General features: G+C 52.9%; 19 protein-coding genes. 12 read left to right on the forward strand and 7 right to left on the reverse strand.

Annotation, left to right across the window (positions count from 1 at the left end; all coding sequences use genetic code 11):
- Window positions 1–50: 50 nt before the first annotated feature.
- The 6 genes from hppD to KDW_RS27590 all read left to right on the forward strand — a co-directional run bounded on the left by hppD (window position 51) and on the right by KDW_RS27590 (window position 6,537).
- Window positions 51–1,154, forward strand: a complete 1,104-nt coding sequence (gene hppD, locus KDW_RS27565) for a 4-hydroxyphenylpyruvate dioxygenase (protein ID WP_151759140.1) — start codon at window positions 51–53, stop codon at window positions 1,152–1,154.
- Window positions 1,155–2,042 carry a fumarylacetoacetate hydrolase family protein gene (locus KDW_RS27570; protein ID WP_151759141.1) on the forward strand — a complete coding sequence of 296 codons (888 nt, stop codon included), beginning with the start codon at window positions 1,155–1,157 and terminating at the stop codon, window positions 2,040–2,042.
- Window positions 2,043–2,087: 45 nt separating this feature from the next.
- Window positions 2,088–3,248 carry a homogentisate 1,2-dioxygenase gene (locus tag KDW_RS27575; protein WP_151759142.1) on the forward strand — a complete coding sequence of 387 codons (1,161 nt, stop codon included), beginning with the start codon at window positions 2,088–2,090 and terminating at the stop codon, window positions 3,246–3,248.
- Between the two features lie 970 nt (window positions 3,249–4,218).
- Window positions 4,219–4,728 (forward strand): hypothetical protein, encoded by a 510-nt coding sequence (locus KDW_RS27580; protein WP_151759143.1) that lies wholly within the window; start codon window positions 4,219–4,221, stop codon window positions 4,726–4,728.
- Between the two features lie 126 nt (window positions 4,729–4,854).
- Window positions 4,855–5,595, forward strand: a complete 741-nt coding sequence (locus KDW_RS27585) for a metallophosphoesterase family protein (RefSeq protein ID WP_151759144.1) — start codon at window positions 4,855–4,857, stop codon at window positions 5,593–5,595.
- Window positions 5,596–5,763: 168 nt separating this feature from the next.
- Window positions 5,764–6,537 carry an SDR family NAD(P)-dependent oxidoreductase gene (locus KDW_RS27590; protein ID WP_151759145.1) on the forward strand — a complete coding sequence of 258 codons (774 nt, stop codon included), beginning with the start codon at window positions 5,764–5,766 and terminating at the stop codon, window positions 6,535–6,537.
- 27 nt (window positions 6,538–6,564) lie between these two features.
- On the opposite strand, the gene KDW_RS27595 is transcribed toward KDW_RS27590, so the two are convergent.
- A complete protein-coding gene (locus KDW_RS27595) occupies window positions 6,565–8,295 on the reverse strand; it encodes an AMP-binding protein (RefSeq protein WP_233097940.1) in 1,731 nt (576 codons plus the stop codon).
- A 963-nt stretch (window positions 8,296–9,258) separates the two neighbouring features.
- Here KDW_RS27595 and KDW_RS27605 point away from each other — a divergent pair.
- Genes KDW_RS27605 through KDW_RS27620 form a run of 4 tightly spaced genes read left to right on the forward strand, consistent with a single transcriptional unit; the run spans window position 9,259 to window position 11,877 of the window.
- Window positions 9,259–9,639 (forward strand): zinc-ribbon domain-containing protein, encoded by a 381-nt coding sequence (locus KDW_RS27605; RefSeq protein WP_151759147.1) that lies wholly within the window; start codon window positions 9,259–9,261, stop codon window positions 9,637–9,639.
- Window positions 9,640–9,653: 14 nt separating this feature from the next.
- The gene (locus tag KDW_RS27610; protein WP_151759148.1) at window positions 9,654–9,887 is read left to right on the forward strand and encodes a Rossmann-fold NAD(P)-binding domain-containing protein; all 234 of its coding nucleotides are present in this window, start codon (window positions 9,654–9,656) and stop codon (window positions 9,885–9,887) included.
- The gene (locus KDW_RS27615; protein WP_162005664.1) at window positions 9,884–10,612 is read left to right on the forward strand and encodes an ornithine cyclodeaminase family protein; all 729 of its coding nucleotides are present in this window, start codon (window positions 9,884–9,886) and stop codon (window positions 10,610–10,612) included. Before KDW_RS27610 ends, KDW_RS27615 begins: the two co-directional genes overlap by 4 nt.
- A gap of 17 nt (window positions 10,613–10,629) precedes the next feature.
- Window positions 10,630–11,877 (forward strand): WD40/YVTN/BNR-like repeat-containing protein, encoded by a 1,248-nt coding sequence (locus tag KDW_RS27620; RefSeq protein WP_162005665.1) that lies wholly within the window; start codon window positions 10,630–10,632, stop codon window positions 11,875–11,877.
- A 73-nt stretch (window positions 11,878–11,950) separates the two neighbouring features.
- On the opposite strand, the gene KDW_RS27625 is transcribed toward KDW_RS27620, so the two are convergent.
- The 3 genes from KDW_RS27625 to KDW_RS27635 form a co-directional block, all read right to left on the reverse strand.
- Entirely contained in the window at window positions 11,951–12,169 is a 219-nt protein-coding gene (locus KDW_RS27625; RefSeq protein WP_151759151.1) for a hypothetical protein, read from the reverse strand.
- Window positions 12,170–12,346: 177 nt separating this feature from the next.
- Entirely contained in the window at window positions 12,347–12,715 is a 369-nt protein-coding gene (locus KDW_RS27630; protein ID WP_151759152.1) for a YybH family protein, read from the reverse strand.
- Between the two features lie 14 nt (window positions 12,716–12,729).
- Window positions 12,730–13,188, reverse strand: coding sequence for a hypothetical protein (locus KDW_RS27635; protein ID WP_151759153.1), 459 nt, complete (start codon window positions 13,186–13,188; stop codon window positions 12,730–12,732).
- 243 nt (window positions 13,189–13,431) lie between these two features.
- On the opposite strand from KDW_RS27635, the gene KDW_RS27640 reads away from it, so the two are divergent.
- Window positions 13,432–13,863: a response regulator gene (locus KDW_RS27640; RefSeq protein ID WP_151759154.1), complete on the forward strand. Its 432-nt coding sequence runs from the start codon at window positions 13,432–13,434 to the stop codon at window positions 13,861–13,863.
- Between the two features lie 340 nt (window positions 13,864–14,203).
- On the opposite strand, the gene KDW_RS27650 is transcribed toward KDW_RS27640, so the two are convergent.
- The 3 genes from KDW_RS27650 to KDW_RS27660 all read right to left on the reverse strand — a co-directional run bounded on the left by KDW_RS27650 (window position 14,204) and on the right by KDW_RS27660 (window position 17,139).
- Entirely contained in the window at window positions 14,204–15,586 is a 1,383-nt protein-coding gene (locus KDW_RS27650) for a serine hydrolase domain-containing protein (protein WP_151759156.1), read from the reverse strand.
- 93 nt (window positions 15,587–15,679) lie between these two features.
- The gene (locus tag KDW_RS27655; RefSeq protein WP_151759157.1) at window positions 15,680–16,750 is read right to left on the reverse strand and encodes a hypothetical protein; all 1,071 of its coding nucleotides are present in this window, start codon (window positions 16,748–16,750) and stop codon (window positions 15,680–15,682) included.
- A gap of 2 nt (window positions 16,751–16,752) precedes the next feature.
- Window positions 16,753–17,139, reverse strand: coding sequence for a PadR family transcriptional regulator (locus tag KDW_RS27660; protein ID WP_151759158.1), 387 nt, complete (start codon window positions 17,137–17,139; stop codon window positions 16,753–16,755).
- Window positions 17,140–17,490: 351 nt separating this feature from the next.
- On the opposite strand from KDW_RS27660, the gene KDW_RS27665 reads away from it, so the two are divergent.
- Entirely contained in the window at window positions 17,491–18,435 is a 945-nt protein-coding gene (locus KDW_RS27665) for a GNAT family N-acetyltransferase (protein WP_233098010.1), read from the forward strand.
- Window positions 18,436–18,459: the final 24 nt, after the last annotated feature.

Raw genomic sequence — 18,459 nt, forward strand, 5'->3', positions numbered from 1 at the left:
CACAAAGTGGTGTCGCAACGTCTCTTATCAGCTCAGAAGGAGTCGATTCAATGGCCGAGTATGATTTTATGCCCATTCAAAATTTTGATCACCTGGAATTCTATGTAGGTGATGCCCGTCAGTCTGCTTATTATTTTAGTCACGCCTGGGGCTTTGTGCCCGTTGCATATGCTGGCCTGGAGACAGGATTACGTGATCGCACGAGTTATGTCTTGGAGCAGGGCAATATTCGCATTGTGCTGACTTCTGCCATGGGTCCTGAGGGAGAAATTGCTGACCATGTGCATCTGCATGGCGATGGTGTGAAGGATGTGGCGTTCCGGGTTGAGAGTGCTGAGCGTGCTTATCAAGAGGCAACAAGCCGGGGTGCGGAGGGTGTGCTGGCTCCGACGGTGCGCAGCGATGAGCATGGCTCGGTCAAGCTGGCTTCGATTAAGACCTATGGCCAGACGATCCATACCTTTGTGGAGCGCCAGGATTATAAAGGGGCTTTCCTGCCTGGTTTCCGGGCGGTGGATAGCTCGATGCCGCGTCGGGCGCGTCCAGCGGGGCTGGCTGGTATCGATCACGTGGTCGGTAATGTCGAGCTGGGTAAAATGAACGAGTGGGTCTCATTCTATGAGCGCATCATGGGCTTCACCCAGATGATCCATTTCGATGATCGCCAGATCAGTACCGAGTATTCGGCCTTGATGTCCAAGGTGATGCAGAACGGTAGTGGACGTATCAAGCTGCCAATCAATGAGCCTGCGGAAGGCCGGCGCAAGTCACAGATCGAAGAATATCTGGACTTTTATCGCACGCCCGGCGTGCAGCATCTGGCCTTGATTACCGATGACATTGTCGCGACGGTCCGTGATCTGAAAGAGCGTGGCGTCGAGTTCTTGCAGACACCGAAGAGCTATTATAATGATGTGCTGGATCGTGTTGGTAAGATTGATGAGGATCTCGAACAACTGGCCGAGCTGTGTATCCTGATTGACCATGATGAGGATGGCTATCTGCTGCAGATTTTCTCCAAGCCGATAGTGACGCGTCCGACGGTTTTCTTCGAAGTTATCCAGCGTAAGGGTGCGCGTGGCTTTGGTGAGGGCAACTTTAAGGCGCTCTTTGAGGCCCTGGAGCGCGAGCAGGAACTGCGAGGCAATCTGTAGATGAAGCTGGTGACCATTCAGGTCGAGCAGACATCTGCCGGTGTGGTGCGGGGGGAGCGCGTGCTCCCTTTGCCGTATCCTACGCTGCTCGAACTCCTGCAAGATCCAGTGGGCCTGACCAATGCACGTCAGGCCCTGGCGAGCGCTGAACCGGGTCTGGCCCTGGATGCTGTGAAGCTGCTGCCTCCCGTACCCAGTCCACCAACGCTACGCGATTTCTATGCCTTTGAGCAACACGTCAAGACCGCCCGTGCCCTGCGCGGAGCCGAGATGAATCCAACCTGGTATGAGATCCCGACCTTCTACTTCTCCAACACCAGCGAGATCTATGGTCCCGATCAGCCCATACCATATCCCGTGGGTAGCCAGGAGCTGGATATTGAGCTTGAGATTGCCTGTGTGATTGGAAAAGCGGGTAAGGATATTGCGGTAGAGGATGCAGCAGAGTATATCGCAGGTTATACTATTATGAATGATTGGAGTGCTCGCGATTTTCAGCGCCTGGACATGCAGCTCAATCTTGGACCTGGCAAGGGCAAGGATTTCGCGACCTCAATCGGACCCTGGTTGGTGACGCCGGATGAACTGGCTTCACGCCGTACGGGACATGGCGCGAGCGAGCGCTATGATATGACGATGCTGGCGCGTGTGGATGGTCAGGAGATATCACGCGGAAATTTCCAGCAGATCTACTATAGTTTTCCGCAACTGATTGCCTATGCTTCGCGCAATGTGCGGCTGCGGCCTGGTGATCTGATTGGGTCTGGTACTGTTGGTACTGGTTGCTTGCTAGAGCTTGGCACCAGCGTCCATCCCTGGTTTCAGCGTGGGGAAACGATCGAATTAGAGATTGATGGTATCGGTGTATTGCGTAACACGATTGTCTGATTTTAGCATGGAAAAGTACACATTGTGCTTTTCAGGAGGTCAAAGATGCCACCCTATCATCGTCTGGGAGAGATTCCGCCCAAGAGACATACGCAATTCCGTAAGCCAGATGGCTCGCTCTACTCGGAGGAGTTGTTTGGGACCGAGGGCTTCTCCAATAATTACTCGAACATCTATTACTACTATCCACCCACCCGTGTCTCACGTGTCGAGTGCTTTCAGCGCCGTCATATCGAGGGTTGGAACGAGGATGTCCATCGCCACCATCATCTCAAGACCGCTGGTCTGAAGCCGGGCTGGGATGCAGTGCAGGGCAATCAGATCTTGATGTATAACCATGATCTGACCATTGGTATCTCGCTGCCGACCGAGGAGATGAAGTATTATTATCGGGCCGGCGATGCTGACACGATGTACTTTGTGCACGATGGCCATGGTACCCTTGAGACTACCTTTGGTCTGCTTCCCTATCACGAGGGCGACTACATCATCATCCCGCGTGGTACCACCTATCGTTTTGATATCGCTCCGGACAGCGTGCAGAGCCGTTTCCTGGTCGTAGAGGCCCACGGTACTATCGCGCCACCACGCCGTTATCTCAGCCCCAACGGACAACTGCTTGAGCATTCGCCATACTGCGAACGCGACATCCGCCGTCCTGAAGAACTGGTGACCCATACTGAGCAGGGCGAGTTCGAGGTACGCATGAAGGTTGGCGACCTGATTACCAGTTACTGGTATGACTTCCATCCCTTCAACGTCGTTGGCTGGGACGGCTGTGAATATCCCTGGATCTTCAATATCGCCGACTTCGAGCCCATCACTGGCCGTATCCATCAGCCGCCGCCAGTCCACCAGACCTTCCAGGGACCCAATTTCGTCGTCTGCTCCTTTGTTCCACGCAAGCTGGACTACCATCCGCTCTCGATTCCTGTGCCCTACAACCACAGTAACATTGACAGCGACGAAATGCTCTACTATGTCAACGGAAACTTCGGTAGCCGGCGCGGCATCGAACGCTCCTCAATCTCCATGCACCCGCGTGGCATCCCACACGGCCCGCATCCCGGAGCCGTCGAAAAGAGTCTTGGTGTCGAGCAGACCGATGAACTTGCCGTCATGATCGACACTTTCAACCCGCTCAAATACGCCGCCGTCGCCCAGACCATCGACGACGACCGCTACCCCTACAGCTGGATCCCATAACCCCAGCTCCGGACCGGAGGCCCCGCATCCCACAAAAAACCATGCGGAGCTTCCGGCCGGTCGTAGCGGCAGCGCTGGTCGCTGCGACTTGTCGGCGTACGAGCAAGCAACGTCACGTACCGGCAGCGCTGGTCGCCAATACATTTCGGTTATGGATGGAATGGCTACAATGGTGGCATGATCATGAAGCAACGCATGCAAAAATGATCAAGAGAGATACAAATGGTAGGTTCGACCCTTTGGGTCGATTGTCTCCCCCCACACGAATGCATTGCCTAACATGGCATAGCTTGCTCATGGTCAAGCAAGGATAGTATGAAGGGAACCAATCGACCCAAAGGGTCGAACCTACTTTCGTTCATCTCCTCTAGGGATCAAACCGTCCCTGGGCTTAAGCACTTTTGTGGTTGCAAAAGCTGTTGTGAAAAAAAGCAGCGGATCGTCCGTCGAGAGGGCGCCACACGCGGAGGCCGGCATGCGGCGTGATCGTGGAGCGAGGGGCACAACGAGCCTCGCATGCCTGTGGCGCCTCCACCGAGACGGATCGTGTTTCGTGATCCTCTCCGAGAAGGTACGGGGTAGGATCCACGCGCTCTCCCACCACGTTGCTGCGCGAGCAGGCCACGGCACACACGATCCGTGTAGGCGCCACAGCACTGCAAGTCGTTCTTGCACGCTGGCCTGCGCAAACGCAGCAGTGCGGCCTCCGCGTGTGGCGCCCTCTCCACGTACACGACGCCACGCCATACTGTTGAGGTTATCTCCTTCAACGAAACGTATTGGGGCTTGAGCCTGCGACCTGTTCACGTATGATAGGTCCCTCACACACATGATTGTGGTGAGGCGAGCGCATCCAAGCGTGTCCCGCCTCTGGATGGCGCCTGTTATTCTCTATAGATCCTTAAAGAAAACGCTATTTTGTGCTATACTCCTTATACGTGAAAAATTATACTATATAGGAGCAGTTAATATGTTGAGAAGGATCTTGACGTATCAAACTATCTTGCGTGTATTGGGCATTATTTTTATACTGCTGGGCGTATATTGGACTATTCAGGTCACCATAATTTTTAGTCAGTCAGCACGTTCTACGTCGCTTTTGTTTGAGTTACTATGGGCTCGTATCGCCCTGATCGGGGACTGGCAGACCTTTTTCCATTTTGGTGGTATTCTGACCTATTATGGCCTCGGCATTCTTTTCCTTGGTATCAGTACCGGGAAAGTAGGAATTTCTTATATCTGCTTGCAAGTCGCGGTATGGTGTATTGGTATCAATACCTGGTACCAATCGGCCGGCGCCTTTGGACCACATCTCTTTGGCGTAATTATCACCCCTGACAATTTTTTCTGGGCTATCATGACATTGCTATGTTCATTATTACTACTGATTTTATATGTGCCCATTACACGCTGGTTACATAAAATCTTCACGATTCCTGGATCACACGAAAAAGCGCTTGCCATGCGCGCTGAAAAGTGATACAGCGGTTTTTTACGCGCGCCTCACAACAACATATCAGTAAAAAGCACTAATAAGATGCCTATACCATTCAGGATGATCTTCCTTTGAAGGAAGATCGACAAATCCCAGAAGAGGAGCGTATTCATGCCAGTTGCTATCATTTCTGATATCCACGGTAACCTCGTTGCCCTGAATGCGGTGCTGAGTGCCATTGCAGAGCGCAAGATCAAGCAAATCATCTGCCTCGGCGATGTTGCGTCCAGGGGTCCGCAACCACATGAGGTCATAACGCGCCTCAAGCAGATCGGGTGCCCGGTGGTTATGGGCAATACCGACGCCTGGTTGTTGGAGCCGAAACTCAAAGAGCGGGACGATCCGGATAAGCAACGTATTCAGGAAATGGAGTTCTGGGCATCTCAACAACTTACGTCGGAAGATCGCGCCTACTTATCCGGTTTTCCGCCTACCATCTCCTCTACGCTGGAGAATGGCCAGCGCTTGCTCGCCTATCATGGTTCACCACGTTCTTACCGCGAACACATCCATCCAACTATACCTGATCATGATCTGGACTCAGCGCTGGCTGGCCATCAGGCCGACATTTTTGTTGGCGGGCACACCCATATGCAGATGTTGATCCGCCACCGCAGGAGCCTGGTGCTCAATCCTGGCAGTGTCGGCCTGGCTTTCGATCATAACTGGCCTTTTGACGATAGCGTGCAGAACCCACCCTGGGCAGAATACGCCATCATCGATACCCTTAATGATGTGCTTACTGTCGAACTGCACCGCGTATCTTTTGATGTGCAAACCTTTATTCAGATTACGCTTGCCAGTGGTATGCCCCATGCTGAGTGGTCCGCCCACCAATGGAGTCTCACCTGAACGGCTCTGATATGAGCAAGATCAGAGAAGTTTTTTGGGATGTGAGCAAGTAAACTAGCTATGTTGCCAGTAAGGGGAACGCTTTGGAAATGAACTTTGCGCGCCCTGGAATTAAGCACTGGTATTTGATAATGTAGAATAGCAAACAAGCTCTATAGGAGGATTAGGATGCTGCTGGAAAATAAGCATGCTGTGATTTATGGTGCTGGAGGAGCTGTCGGAAGTGCGGTCGCGCTGGCTTTTGCCCGTGAGGGAGCCAGGGTTTTTCTGGTTGGTCGTACCCTTGCTCCGTTGGAGAAAGTGGCACAGGAAATCTCTGCCGCTGGTGGTTTGGCTGAGATTGCTCAGGTGGATGCGCTTGACGAGCAGGCGGTAGCGAGCTATCTGGATGAAATAATAAGCAACTTTGGCTGGATTGATATTTCCTTTAATGCGGTCGGACTTGACGATATTCACGGAACGCCACTGGTTGAGATGGCCCAGGAGGATTTCGCATTACCAACTGTAAGAGCGATAACGACACATTTCGTCACGGCAACTGCAGCGGCGCGGTATATGGCGAAGAACGGGTCTGGTGTTATCCTGGCCATTACCGCTATCGCGGGCCAGGGATCTTCCAATGTTGGAGGTTTCGGGGTTGCTTGTGTGGCCATCGAGGGCTTTTGTCGGCAACTGGCCGCCGAGATGGGATCGCAGGGTGTTCGTGTTGTCTGCCTGCGATCCGCTGGCTCGCCAGACGCACCGGGGGTAGATGAGGTCTTTCACCTGCACGCCGAGCGTGCCGGTCTTTCCAGAGAGGCGTTTGAGGCCCGTGTCGCCGCGAGCACGATGTTGAAGCGCCTGCCCAGGCTGGCAGAAGTCGCGGACATGGCTGTGCTGATGGCCTCAGATCGAGCCAGCGCCATCACCGGATCAGTCGTCAGCGTGACCTGTGGTGAATAGCGGGCGTACTAAATAAGCCTCTCCCACTCAGGCGGTCTGGATCTCTTGCAGGCCGAGTTCCTGGATGGATGTCTGGCGCATCAGGTATTTCTGGATCTTGCCGGTGACGGTCATCGGATACTCCTGGGTGAAGCGGATGTATCTGGGAATTTTGTAGTGGGCGATCTGCCCACTACAAAATTCGCGGACATCTTCTTCGCTTAATTGTTCGCCGTCCCGAACCTTGATCCATGCGACAATGGCCTCTCCATATTTGGGATCAGGCACTCCAATAACCTGCACATCAGCGATCTCAGGATGGGTGTATAAAAACTCTTCGATTTCACGTGGATAGACGTTTTCGCCGCCGCGAATGATCATATCTTTGATGCGCCCAACGATATTGACATAACCCTCCTCGTCCATAGTTGCCAGATCGCCGGTATGCATCCAGCGGGCTTGATCGATGGCGGCGGCGGTGGCCTCGGGATTATTCCAGTAGCCGAGCATGACGCTATAGCCGCGTGTACATAGTTCGCCGGTATTGCCTACCGGGACGATCTGGCCGCTGGCGGGATCGACGATCTTGACTTCCAGATGTGGTCCGACCTGTCCCACGGTGCTGACGCGTTTCTCCAACGGGGTGTCGAGCGTTGACTGACAACTGACGGGCGCGGTCTCGGTCATGCCATAGCAGATTTCAGTATCCTGCATATGCATCAACTGGATAACTCTTTTCATGACCTCAATGGGACATGGAGAGCCGGCCATGACGCCGGTGCGCAGACTGCTGAGGTCGAAGTTGCTGAATTCTGCATGGTTGAGCTCGGCGATAAACATCGTCGGGACGCCGTAGAGCGCGGTACATTGTTCATCCTGAACGGTTTGCAGGACGGCGCGGGGCTCAAAGACGGCTGAAGGATAGACCATGGCGGCCCCATGCGTGATGCAGCCGAGGTTTCCCATTACCATGCCGAAGCAGTGATAGAGTGGTACCGGAATACACAATCTATCCTCGTGGGTCAATTTCTGTAATTCGGCCACGAAATAGCCATTGTTGAGGATGTTGTGATGGCTCAGCGTGGCCCCTTTGGGATAGCCAGTGGTGCCGCTGGTATATTGAATATTGATTGGATCATCGAACTCTTGCTCCTGCTGCCGTGCGGCCAGTTGTGCATCGCTCACCTGCTCGCCCAGCGCCATCAACTCATCCCAGGTCAGCATGCCCGCCTGCTTCTCCTGTCCCAGGCGTATGATGCGTGTGAGTTCTGGCAACCTGGTAGACTGGATTTGCTCGTTGGTGCTTCTGGTAAGTTCTGGCAGCAATTCCAGGATCATCTCGGTATAATGCGAGTTTTTAAAGTCGGCGGCCAGGATCAGCACACTACAGCCTGAGTCTTTCAGCGCATATTCGATCTCGTGTAGTCGATAGGCAGGATTCAGGTTGACGAGGATGGCACCGATTTTGCTGGTGGCGAACTGGGTAATACACCATTCGGCGCAGTTGGGGGACCAGATGCCGATGCGCTGTCCTTTTTGGATGCCGAGCTGCATCAGTGCCTTCGCGCATTGGTTGACCTGGCTTTGCAATTCACGATAACTCAGGCGTATCTCCTGATGGCGTACAATCAGCGCCGGCTGATCCGGATAGCGGGCCACCGTTTGATCAAACATATCACCGATCGTCAGTCCGAGCAGCGGAATACTGCTGGTCGCGCTGGCATAACTCCAGCGCAGCGCCCTCGGTTCAATGAAGGCAGGCTCTTGCATTTGTGTCATCAAAATCTCCCTTGAGGCCGATGCTGTCAATTACACACAAATAATGCACGTTATGTAGAGAAGCGTACCGGAGATCCACCCAAAAATCAAGTTGCTGGTTTGGAGCATGGTCATACGCGAGCTGATCGCAGCGACAAGCGCTAATACTTTTCGGTTAGCGAGACGTTGAGAGAGGGTTCGACGTGACCAGCAAGCAAGGTGTACGTCGAGAGGGCGCCACACGCGGAGGCCGCACTGCTCCGTTTGCGCAGGCCAGCGTGCAAGAACGACTTCGCAGTGCTGTGGCGCCTACAGGGATCGTGTGGATCCTCCCCGTACCTTCTCGGAGAGGATCACGAAACAGGATCCGTCTCGGTGGAGGCGCCACAGGCATGCGATGCTCGTTGAGCCCCTCGCTCCACAATCACGCCGCATGCCGGCCTCCGCGTGTGGCGCCCTCTTCACGTACGATCCGCTGCTTTTCTCCACCTATTTTTATGGCCACAAAAGCGCTTCAACGAAAAATATTAGCGACCAGCGCTGCCGGTGCGACGGTTCTCTGCGTTATGCGAGCATTAACCGTCTGGCCTGCGGTCGGAGCGTACTATCTTCCCGGTTGGGGCCGGTTTATGGGACTTCGGGCCTGTAAAAGATGTATAATGGAGCGAGCGTAACAGTAGAAACGTATAGTAAAGAGGAAGTCCGCTTTTCTGGTTTGTGCCATCTTTCTCTGTCAGACTTGACAGGTATTTTATGCTAGAAAAAGAACCACTGTGGCTGGCACATGAAGAAAAATTCTTGATCCCGGAGCGTTACTGGCTATTCCGATTGGTGCTGTTTTTCTTCGTGCTCTTACATTTATACTATGAATAGAGGCTCAGGGCTTTTTTCTCTTATCTGGATGGAGCCATTGACAGCTACCGAAACATACATATACACTCATTTATACTCTGAGCGAGCGCATTTATTGGAGGAAGTTACATTATGCAATGTCCTAATTGTCATGCCAGGTATGCAGAGGATGATCTGTATTGCCAGAGCTGCGGTGCTGATCTGACTAAGAAATCTACCAGTATTGTTCCCTTGCAGTCGAATCTGCCTTCGCTGATCTATAATTCTCCTGTGCCTCGCAATGTTGCGGCAGGTGTGGGGGCGCTGGCGGTTGGTGTGGGTATCGAGTTGTTGCGCCGCAATCTGCTGGCTCGCTTGCAGCCCGGGCCATCTTTCGAACGGTCCTTGCCGATGCTGAGCGATATGAAGGATCTGGCATTCCCACAGCAGAAGAAAACGACGAAATTGCCAAAGGGCTATGAGATTGAAGAGACGGTTGTTGCGGTTCGACGTATAATTCGCCGTACCCGTTAAAACAGGTTGGTGTTATGGCGCTGCTCCTGCGTGAAAAAGAGGTGCGCACATTGCTCAATATGCGCGATGCCGTGGCCGTCCTTGAGGAGGCCTTTATCGCCTATGCGCAGGGTCAGGTGCTGAACCAACCACGTAGCCGCTTGCAGTTTCCCCAGGGCGTCCTGACCTATCTGGCTGCGGCGGCACCGGACTATGGGGTCTTTGGGCATAAGACCTATACCGCCTCGCGGACGGCGTGCGTTTCTTGATCACGCTCTATAGCGCCATTGATGGACAACTCCTGGCTCTGATTGAAGCCAGCTGGTTGGGATCCATGCGTACCGGGGCCGCCAGCGCCCTGGCCACGCTCCACCTGTCCCGTCCTGAATCTTCGGTGGTTGGTCTTATCGGTGCCGGCAATCAGGCGATGACCCAGTTAATGGGCATGTGTGCCGTACGCCAGGTGACAGATGTCCTGGTCTATTGCCGGAATCAGCATGAGCGGGAGTTTTTTTGCCAGCAGATGCAGCGCCGCCTGTCCATCACGATGCATGCTGTGAACAGCATCCAGCAGGCAGTCGAGTCCGCTGATATTTTGATTACCGCCACCACGGCCGGGGAGCCAATTATTGATGGGAACTGGCTCCAGCCCGGCTGCCATATCAATGCCATAGGCTCCAACTGGGCACAGCGCCGTGAATTGGATAGCCGAACCTTGCAGCGATGTGCTATCATTTCAACCGACTCACTAGAGCAAGCGCACATAGAAGCTGGCGATCTCCTCATCCCTATCCAGGAAGGTAATCTGCGCTGGGATGATGTCTATGAACTGGCCTCTATTATTAATGGTGAGGGACCACAACGTGAACTGCCGGAAGACATTACGCTCTTCAAAAGTTTAGGAGTGGCGCTGGAAGATATCGCCACGGCCGCACATGTCTATACGCTTGCATGTCAACAGGGGCTGGGCGAAGAAATAGACCTGCTTTCTTAGAGCAGAAGAGGACACGTATGCATTGGCTGGTAACGAAATCTCGTGCTGCCCACTTTCTTTCTCTGGGCGCTATATTTCTTGTATTCATGGTCATCCTGTCTGCCTGTGGTAGCGATACAGGTATTTTTAGTGCGGGCGGTAGCTGGCAACCAGCTGGCATCAATGGCCAGCGTTTTCTTTCCGTAACTGCCGATCCCAATACTCCCAAAAATATTTATGCTGGCACGAAGCAGGGAGCTATTTTTGTCAGTCAGGATAGTGGCGACCACTGGACGCGCACCAAAGCTGACCTGGCTCATCCAGCGGCAGTGCATGCCCTGGGCTTTGATAATGCTGGTAAACAACTCTATGCCGCCACCGATAGTGGTCTCTGGCAGAGCAGCAATGGCGGACAGCAGTGGAGTATGGTCGCGGGTCTGCCACAGGATGGGTATACCGCGCTGGCCTTTGATCTGAAGACGGCCAGCAATCTCTATCTTGGGAGCGCTACCCATGGTGTCTATCGCTCCACTGACGCTGGCAAAACCTGGACTCCGGTTACGCAGGGCCTGCCTGCCAACGCCAGAATCAATGGCTTGAGCTATGATACCGACCAGCATCAGCTCTGGAGCGCGACGACGACAGGCGTCTATCGCAGCGATAATCAGGGTGCCTCCTGGAAATCCTTTAGTCAGGGCTTACCAACGACTGTCCAGACCAACGTCGTTGTGCCCGCTCTCCTCAACGGTGGCGACCATCTCCGCGTCTATGCAGGCACGGACCAGGGCTTCTTTATTTCAGAGGATAATGGAGCGCACTGGAAGAGTGGACGCGACACGCTCTCCTCTGTACCTGTGACCTCGATCCTGCTGGATTTTCATTCCTCGGATGCCAATAAGCTCTATGTTGGTACCGGTGCGGGCACATTGCGCAGTAGTGACGCTGGCGAGACCTGGCAGGCCGTGGCCCCTGGACTCCCCAAAGGCATTACCGTAGAGGCGCTGGGCATGGGTGGGGACAACTATAAAGAGGTGCTGGTGGCCATGAACGATCTCTATATCTATCCTGGTATCAGCAGCGGCGGAGGCGGCGGCTCCAATTTGATCCCGATCGTACTCTTTGTCGCCTTCTTCGGCTTACTCTACTACCTCACCCAGGGCAGTAGAAAACGCCGCCTACTCGCCGCATCCATCGCTAAACGCGCCGATGCCGATACCGAGCAGCCAGGTACAGATGCAAGCGCCGAAAAACCATCAGACACCCATGAACCCGACGCAAACCCGTAAATTCGATCCTATGATCTTTTAATAGATAAAGAGGGGAGGTGCAGGAGGGCCGGCCAGGCCTAATACTTTTCGGTTAGCGAGACGTTGAGAGATGGTTCGACGTGACCAGCAAGCCAGGTGTACGTGGAGTGGGCGCCACACGCGGAGGCCGCACTGCTACGTTTGCGCAGGCCAGCGTGCAAGCACGACTTCGCAGTGCTGTGGCGCCTACAGGGATCGTGTGGATCCTCCCCGTACCTTCTCGGAGAGGATCACGACACAGGATCCGTCTCGGTGGAGGCGCCACAGGCATGCGCTGCTCGTTGAGTCCCTCGCTCCACCATCACGCCGCATGCCGGCCTCCGCGTGTGGCGCCCTCTCCACGTACTATTTTTATGGCCACAAAAGCGCTTCAACGAAAAATATTGCCGGCCAGGCCCTCCTGCCATAGGCGGGAAGAGCTTATTTTATATCTTCTTGCAAAAGGGATTTATTGAGGGAGTGAGCTCAGGTGTTCATGGACGACCTGCCAGTGGTCGTTGACCTTCTTTAAGACGCTGGTCCCGCGTCCCATCCCCTGGATGGTTTGTCCGTCTATTTTCCCTTGCCAGCGAAAGAGATAGACACAAACGGCGGCCTGCTCATCATCCACGAGCCACTGGACATTCTCGATCGCATACTGCTCTTCAGGGATACCAGCCCAGGTTTTTTCAAAGGCTTGTCTGATCGCTTCTTTGCCTTGAAAAGAGCCGTCGTTAAACCAAAAAACGGCATCATCTGCAATCAACGGAGCAACTTCCTCGAAGCGATGGGTATTGGTTCTCTGTTCATACGCATGCATAAATGCTACTGGCGTCATGTAAATAAATTCTCCTAATGATGCAGGGAGCCAATAAAAGTTACTCCCAGATAGAGAAGGTAGACGATGACACAGACCATAATACAGGCCACATAGCAGGTAATATTCCAGGCTCGCTTGTTATTTAAGGCCTGACGCAACTGTTCCCCCATATCTGGAGGATCAAGTTCCAGATCCGGACATAGCTCTGTCAACTTCGGCAGCATTTCACGAAAGTCTCTGGCATTCGTCATACCTTCAGCAAGAATAACTGTTGAGTCATCATCCATATCGGCCATCAAGACCAGTTTGGATGGTGTTGGCTCACCCGGAATCAGCGTCAGGCGGCGCAGGGCCTCTAATTGCACGCGCAATTCCTGGTCCTCTTCAATGCCAGTGACGACCAGTTCATCGTTGTAGAGCTGTATTTCTTTACCCATGCCGAAGCGCACCACACTGATCGGATGTTTGCGCTGGCTCTCGTTCTCACTCATATGTTGTTCCGTTTTTTCTCAAATCAAAAGTATTGAATAGATTGTACACTAACTTCAATTCGCCGTCGAGTCAAAAAAACTATTCAGCAAAAATTGAAGAGTGGGAGGTAAATAGCCGAAATAGGGGCAGGTAGAGAATATGGCTAGCCGAGTTGGGGGAATTCAGCAGTATTCTTGACATGCTCGTATAGAAACTTTACAATTTGACGAAATGTGATCCAGACAAGGAAATACAAAGATTTTATGGTCCAGGTTGGTTTACTTGAAGACAATGCACGTATCGCAAAACTTTGTGCAACCATGCTGCAATATGCGGGTCATCATGTTACTGTGTATGAACATCCGCGCGAGTGTCTCGACGCGCTTCTGACAGAAGTGGCAGGTCGGCATGTTTTACCCTCGCGTTCAATAATAACGAAGCAGCCGGATAGCTTGCCAATTGATGTATTGATTCTCGATTTGCATTTACCGGACATCACAGGCATCGAAGTTTTGCATTCTCTACGCGCCAATATGCGTACTCGATCCTTACCGCTGATATTCTGCTCTGCCGCCACGCCTACCGAAGTGGCCTCAGCACTCAGTATCGCGCCCCGGGCTTGTTTTATTGAGAAGCCATTTACCTATCAAGAACTGGTAGCGGGTATCACCAACGTCCTGCAGAGCACCCATTAGCTAACGCGGTGCCATGCAGGTGGTGTGGGAGGAATAAAGGATCTGCGCAATTTTCATGCCGTTCTCTATTAGCCACCCAAAATGTTCCACAAGAAATTTACGCCCCACTTTGCCGGACTGGTGCTTGCGCTTTTGTTGTGGTCCGTTGGGAAAGAAGTTCGAGGACCATGGAGCATTCGGAAGGCTAGAATGCCTCTCAGAACACCAGTAATGAAGAGAACGGCCATCATCACCAGTAGCCATCCACCAAAATCAGCCACTTCAAAAAGGAGGATCAGAGGGAGCGTCTGAAACGAGAGATGCAAGAGTAGTGGAGGACCAAGAAAGAAGAGGAGCGGGATCAATAGCTCCCAGGCAAGGCGCCCCCCAGGCGCAGCCATTGCCACCAATTCATCTTCTGCTCGCTGTATCTTTTGCGCAAGCATCTCTGCCAGTGGAAAAGTCTGAACAGCGGCCAGAGCATGATCAACGTCGCGAGCGCGAGTATGCTATCCGTGACCAGGTAAAAGGTTTGCATACCTGGCCCTGGATAAAAAGAAGGACTCATACCTGAGAGAAACTGGATCACGCCTTGCTTGAGCATTTCCGAGGGATCAAAAGGTAGCGTATTGATGAACAGGTTATTGATGTTGAACAGCATGACCACGCCCCAGTGCTGTTGTGGTTGCATGAACAGGATTGAGTTGTATCCAATCGTCGTGCCACCATGCCAGATGCCTTGGATAGCTCCCCCGGGAGCATCGAGATACTCCCCAGTCATCCAGCCCAGCCCATAGCCCCTACGTTCTCCTTCACCTCCCATGTGGATAGCAGGTGTCTGCGTTGTGGTTATGTCTGCCGAAGAGAGCAGTGTGGTTGTCCCAATTCGGCCTCCATTCATCTCAGCAATCATATACCGGGAGAGATCGCCCGCGCTCGTGACCAGACTTCCCGAGGGATCATCACCAGTCGCCGAGATCGGTAGTGGAAGCAGAGGAACAGGAAAACCAAACGCCCAGGTGTATGCCTGCGCCAGGCCATGTTCAGATGCACCCTGAGGAGAGGTAAAACTGTTGTCCATCTTTAAAGGCGTAAAGATATGCTGTTGAATATACAGTGAATAAGACTCATGAGAAACCATCTGAACCAATAATCCCAGTAATTCATAGTTCGTATTTGCATACTCGAAGGTGGTCCCTGGTTGCCGATCGAGTGTGATAAGATGGTCCCTAACACGCTGCTCTAAGCTGGTTTGGTCGTTTACTGCGTCTCCAAAAGATGCAGATGCGGATATACCGCTGGTATGTGCGAGAAGTTGACGGATGGTAATAGGTAACTTTGGAGTTTGCCCTGCAAATTGCAACCAGGGCAGGTAAGACAGAATGGGGGTGTCCAAAGCCAGCTTTCTTTGTTCAACCAGCTGCATGATGGCTGTGGCTGTCAATGGCTTGGAGATGGAGCCAATGATAAAAGGAGTCTGTGGTGTAACAGGATGCCCACTCGTATCAGCATTGCCAAATCCACGGCTATGAACCACCTGATCTCCTTGTACAATACGGAGCGCCATACCAGGTATGTGCCATTGCTGCATTTTCGATGTAATGAGCGCGTCTAGCTGTTGGAAACCGTGCGCAGACAAAGGGGGTGTGCCGGTTGCATTGGCAAAAGGTATCGGCGTCACCAGAAAGAAACCAAGCAAACCCAACAGGAGAAGCGAAACATACCATTTGAATCTTTGAGACATACCATGACACTTTCACTTGTATAAAATGAATACAAATCCAGACAGAGTGAAGCAGTGAAACAAGAGGAGCCCCTCTCTGGGAGGCGTTATTCCCTACGCGGCACGGAACAGACTCGTCCGCAGACTTCTTGTGAATGCCGCCGCAGTGATACCCGTTGAGATGGCCATGACGATGATGATAGCTATCACCCATGCTGTCTGGATCTTGCCCAGGCCAGAGCGGCTCGCAGCGAATTGTGGCGCGTCAACCCACAGACGGATCGTCCAGATGGTGCTCGCCACGGTCGCTGTAGCCATCGTCAGAGCAAGAATGCCGATGGATGCTAAAGCGAACCGCAGTATCCCTGTGCCAAATTCACTGCGAAGCACCGCCAGAGAGAGTGAAGCACTGAGTGCCAGCACGGCGAAAATTCCTAATGTGAGACCCCCAACACTCGTGGCCAGATTGAGTACCAATAGCCCTGGTGCCTGTTGTCCCAGACATTGTTGGGCAACGGGACATGATCCCCATGACGCCGTGGGAGAACTAAAAATATATTCGGTTCCCAGCAAATAACCCACGAAGCAGACGACAAGTATCAGCGCTCCTCCGAGCAGTAAAAGTGCCTGTTTCGGCTTGATCAGAAACAATTTCAGCACGCTGGATGGATTATTTTGAAGGGCCCGTTTCACAACTGTAAAGAGGATAGGAAGTCCGCCTAACATGGTTGCCAGCAGGGCAATTGCTCCACTGTGAGCGAAAAGAGTGTAGGTAATGGCAACTTCTGGGTAGCTGCGCCCAACGGCGTCGAACGGAGCGACGGGATCGGCAGTGCGCACTAAGGCAGCCCAGGCAAATAGAAAGAGCGTAAAAGCCCAGAAGGTGGCAACGAGGGAACGGCGGACAGTGGAGAGCATGGGAGACCTCCTTCCAAAAAATTCAGTCCAATATTCAGCGAGCAATCCTGATACGGTTTCGCTTAAAAGCCCCGGCCACAGACGGAGCACGCCGAGTGACCCCTGTTGCTGGTAGGCGCTGCGGCAGCATTGGCGGAAATCTTGCAACGCGAGTGCCCCAAAGTCGCGGTGAAAACTTGCTGGTCCCATGCGAAGCAAGCAACGATAGAGTAGTAAAGAGAGAACGATCACTTTTGGTAGTATACGTGTGGGTGTCGTCTGTGCCATGTTTAAACTCCCTTTACTTCCATGATCTGGCCAGGATTTCCCAACAGAGATTTGCTGCGTGCGACGGCGAGCATCTGCTCCAGGCGATTCATCTCAGCGACGGCCACGCGTTGCCCCAGGTTCGTCAGGCGATAGTAACGACGTCGCTCGTCATCCAGCGCTGGGTCTGGCCGCTCGTCCGACTCGACGATCAACTCGCCCTCCAGCATATGCTTGATTGAGCGGTAGAGGGTGGTTGGACCAATGCGTAGCTTGCCCTGCGTCTGGTTGATGATTTCTTGCATAATACTGTAACCGTGCCGTTCGCCGTCTGCGAGAGCTAGCAGGATGTTGAAGACGGCTGGGGTAAGCGGCAGAAAGGTTTCTGGATCAGTTTGATTAGATCTCATTACACTTTCTTTCCAATATGAATATATTCACAACGGGTATAGTCTCTTCGGAAAGAGTAACCTGTAATATCAGAAATGTCAATCCCCAAATTGCGCTTTTAGAAGTATCTATTCATTTATTGGGTGCTACGTCGTATCTTTTTGTCAGAAAGTTACTGACAGGCGAATATCTGGCAATAGCCAGCATAATTAGCTTATCTGGGAATCATTTTTGGTCTGGCGTCGTCTATAATATAAGCAAGCCGCCCGGTCGCTCTCGTTTTTGATGTACTTGCAAAGATGTGACCAGGGCGGCCCCTCTTCTTGAATGATTGTTTGCGTGAGTTTCGATGCGTATGGAGGCAAATTTTGATGCTCAATGTTGCTCCTCTTCCTACCGGCTTTCAGGTGCGTTCGGCTACGATGGCCGACCTGGCCGCCGTGGTCCGTGTGCAAAATGCCCAGGAGATGGCGGATTTTGCTGAACCCCTCTCTAACGAAGCCCGCCTGCGTAAAACCTGGCAGGCACCAGATAGTAACCTGCAGACCGATACCTGGGTAGTGGAAAATCCTGATGGACAGATTGTGAGCTATGCTCATAGTCACGTACGCCCTGGAGAAGACTCCGAGCTACGGGTCTTTGCCAAGGTCTGGTTGCTTCCTGACTATCAGCGGCGCGGGATTGGTCGCCATCTTCTCCATCTGGCTGAGGAACAGGCCAGGGGGCTTGTCGCCCAAGATGTTGGTGTCACGCTGGCTGTACCATGGATCAGTGAACGTAATCAGGCGGCCCAGCATCTTTTGCAGCGCGCAGGTTACCAGCAGGTGTTGAGCCTGACCAATATGAAACTTGCGCTGGATACGCCGCCACCAGCACCAGTCTGGAACAATGAGATCGTTGTGCGGCCATTTCAAGCTGGCAAAGACGAGCAAGCGCTATATATCATTGACGAAGAAATCTCACAGGAAGAGCGAGGATACATGCCTCGTGAGTTTGATGTCTGGCAGCAACAGAACTTGTCTGATCCCTCGTTGATCTTCTTGGCTTGGGAAGCGGAGCAGATTGTGGGCCTTGTGATTGGTGGAGCCTCTAACAACCAGGGCTGGATCTGGCACCTGGGCGTCCGAAGTGCCTGGCGTAAGCAAGGACTGGGGATGGCGCTATTACGGCTGGAACAAGCGGAATTTTATCGGCGCGGCCTGCAAAAAATGAGTTTAAACGTTGACACCCTCAATCCAACCGGAGCCATGCGCCTCTATGAGCGCGTAGGCATGCATACCCACTTCCAATACCACCGCTATGAAAAGAAATTGTAGGTTCGTGGCTGGTCCACAATCGTG

The organism is Dictyobacter vulcani (assembly GCF_008974265.1).
In the GTDB taxonomy this organism is placed as follows: Bacteria; Chloroflexota; Ktedonobacteria; order Ktedonobacterales; family Ktedonobacteraceae; genus Dictyobacter; species Dictyobacter vulcani.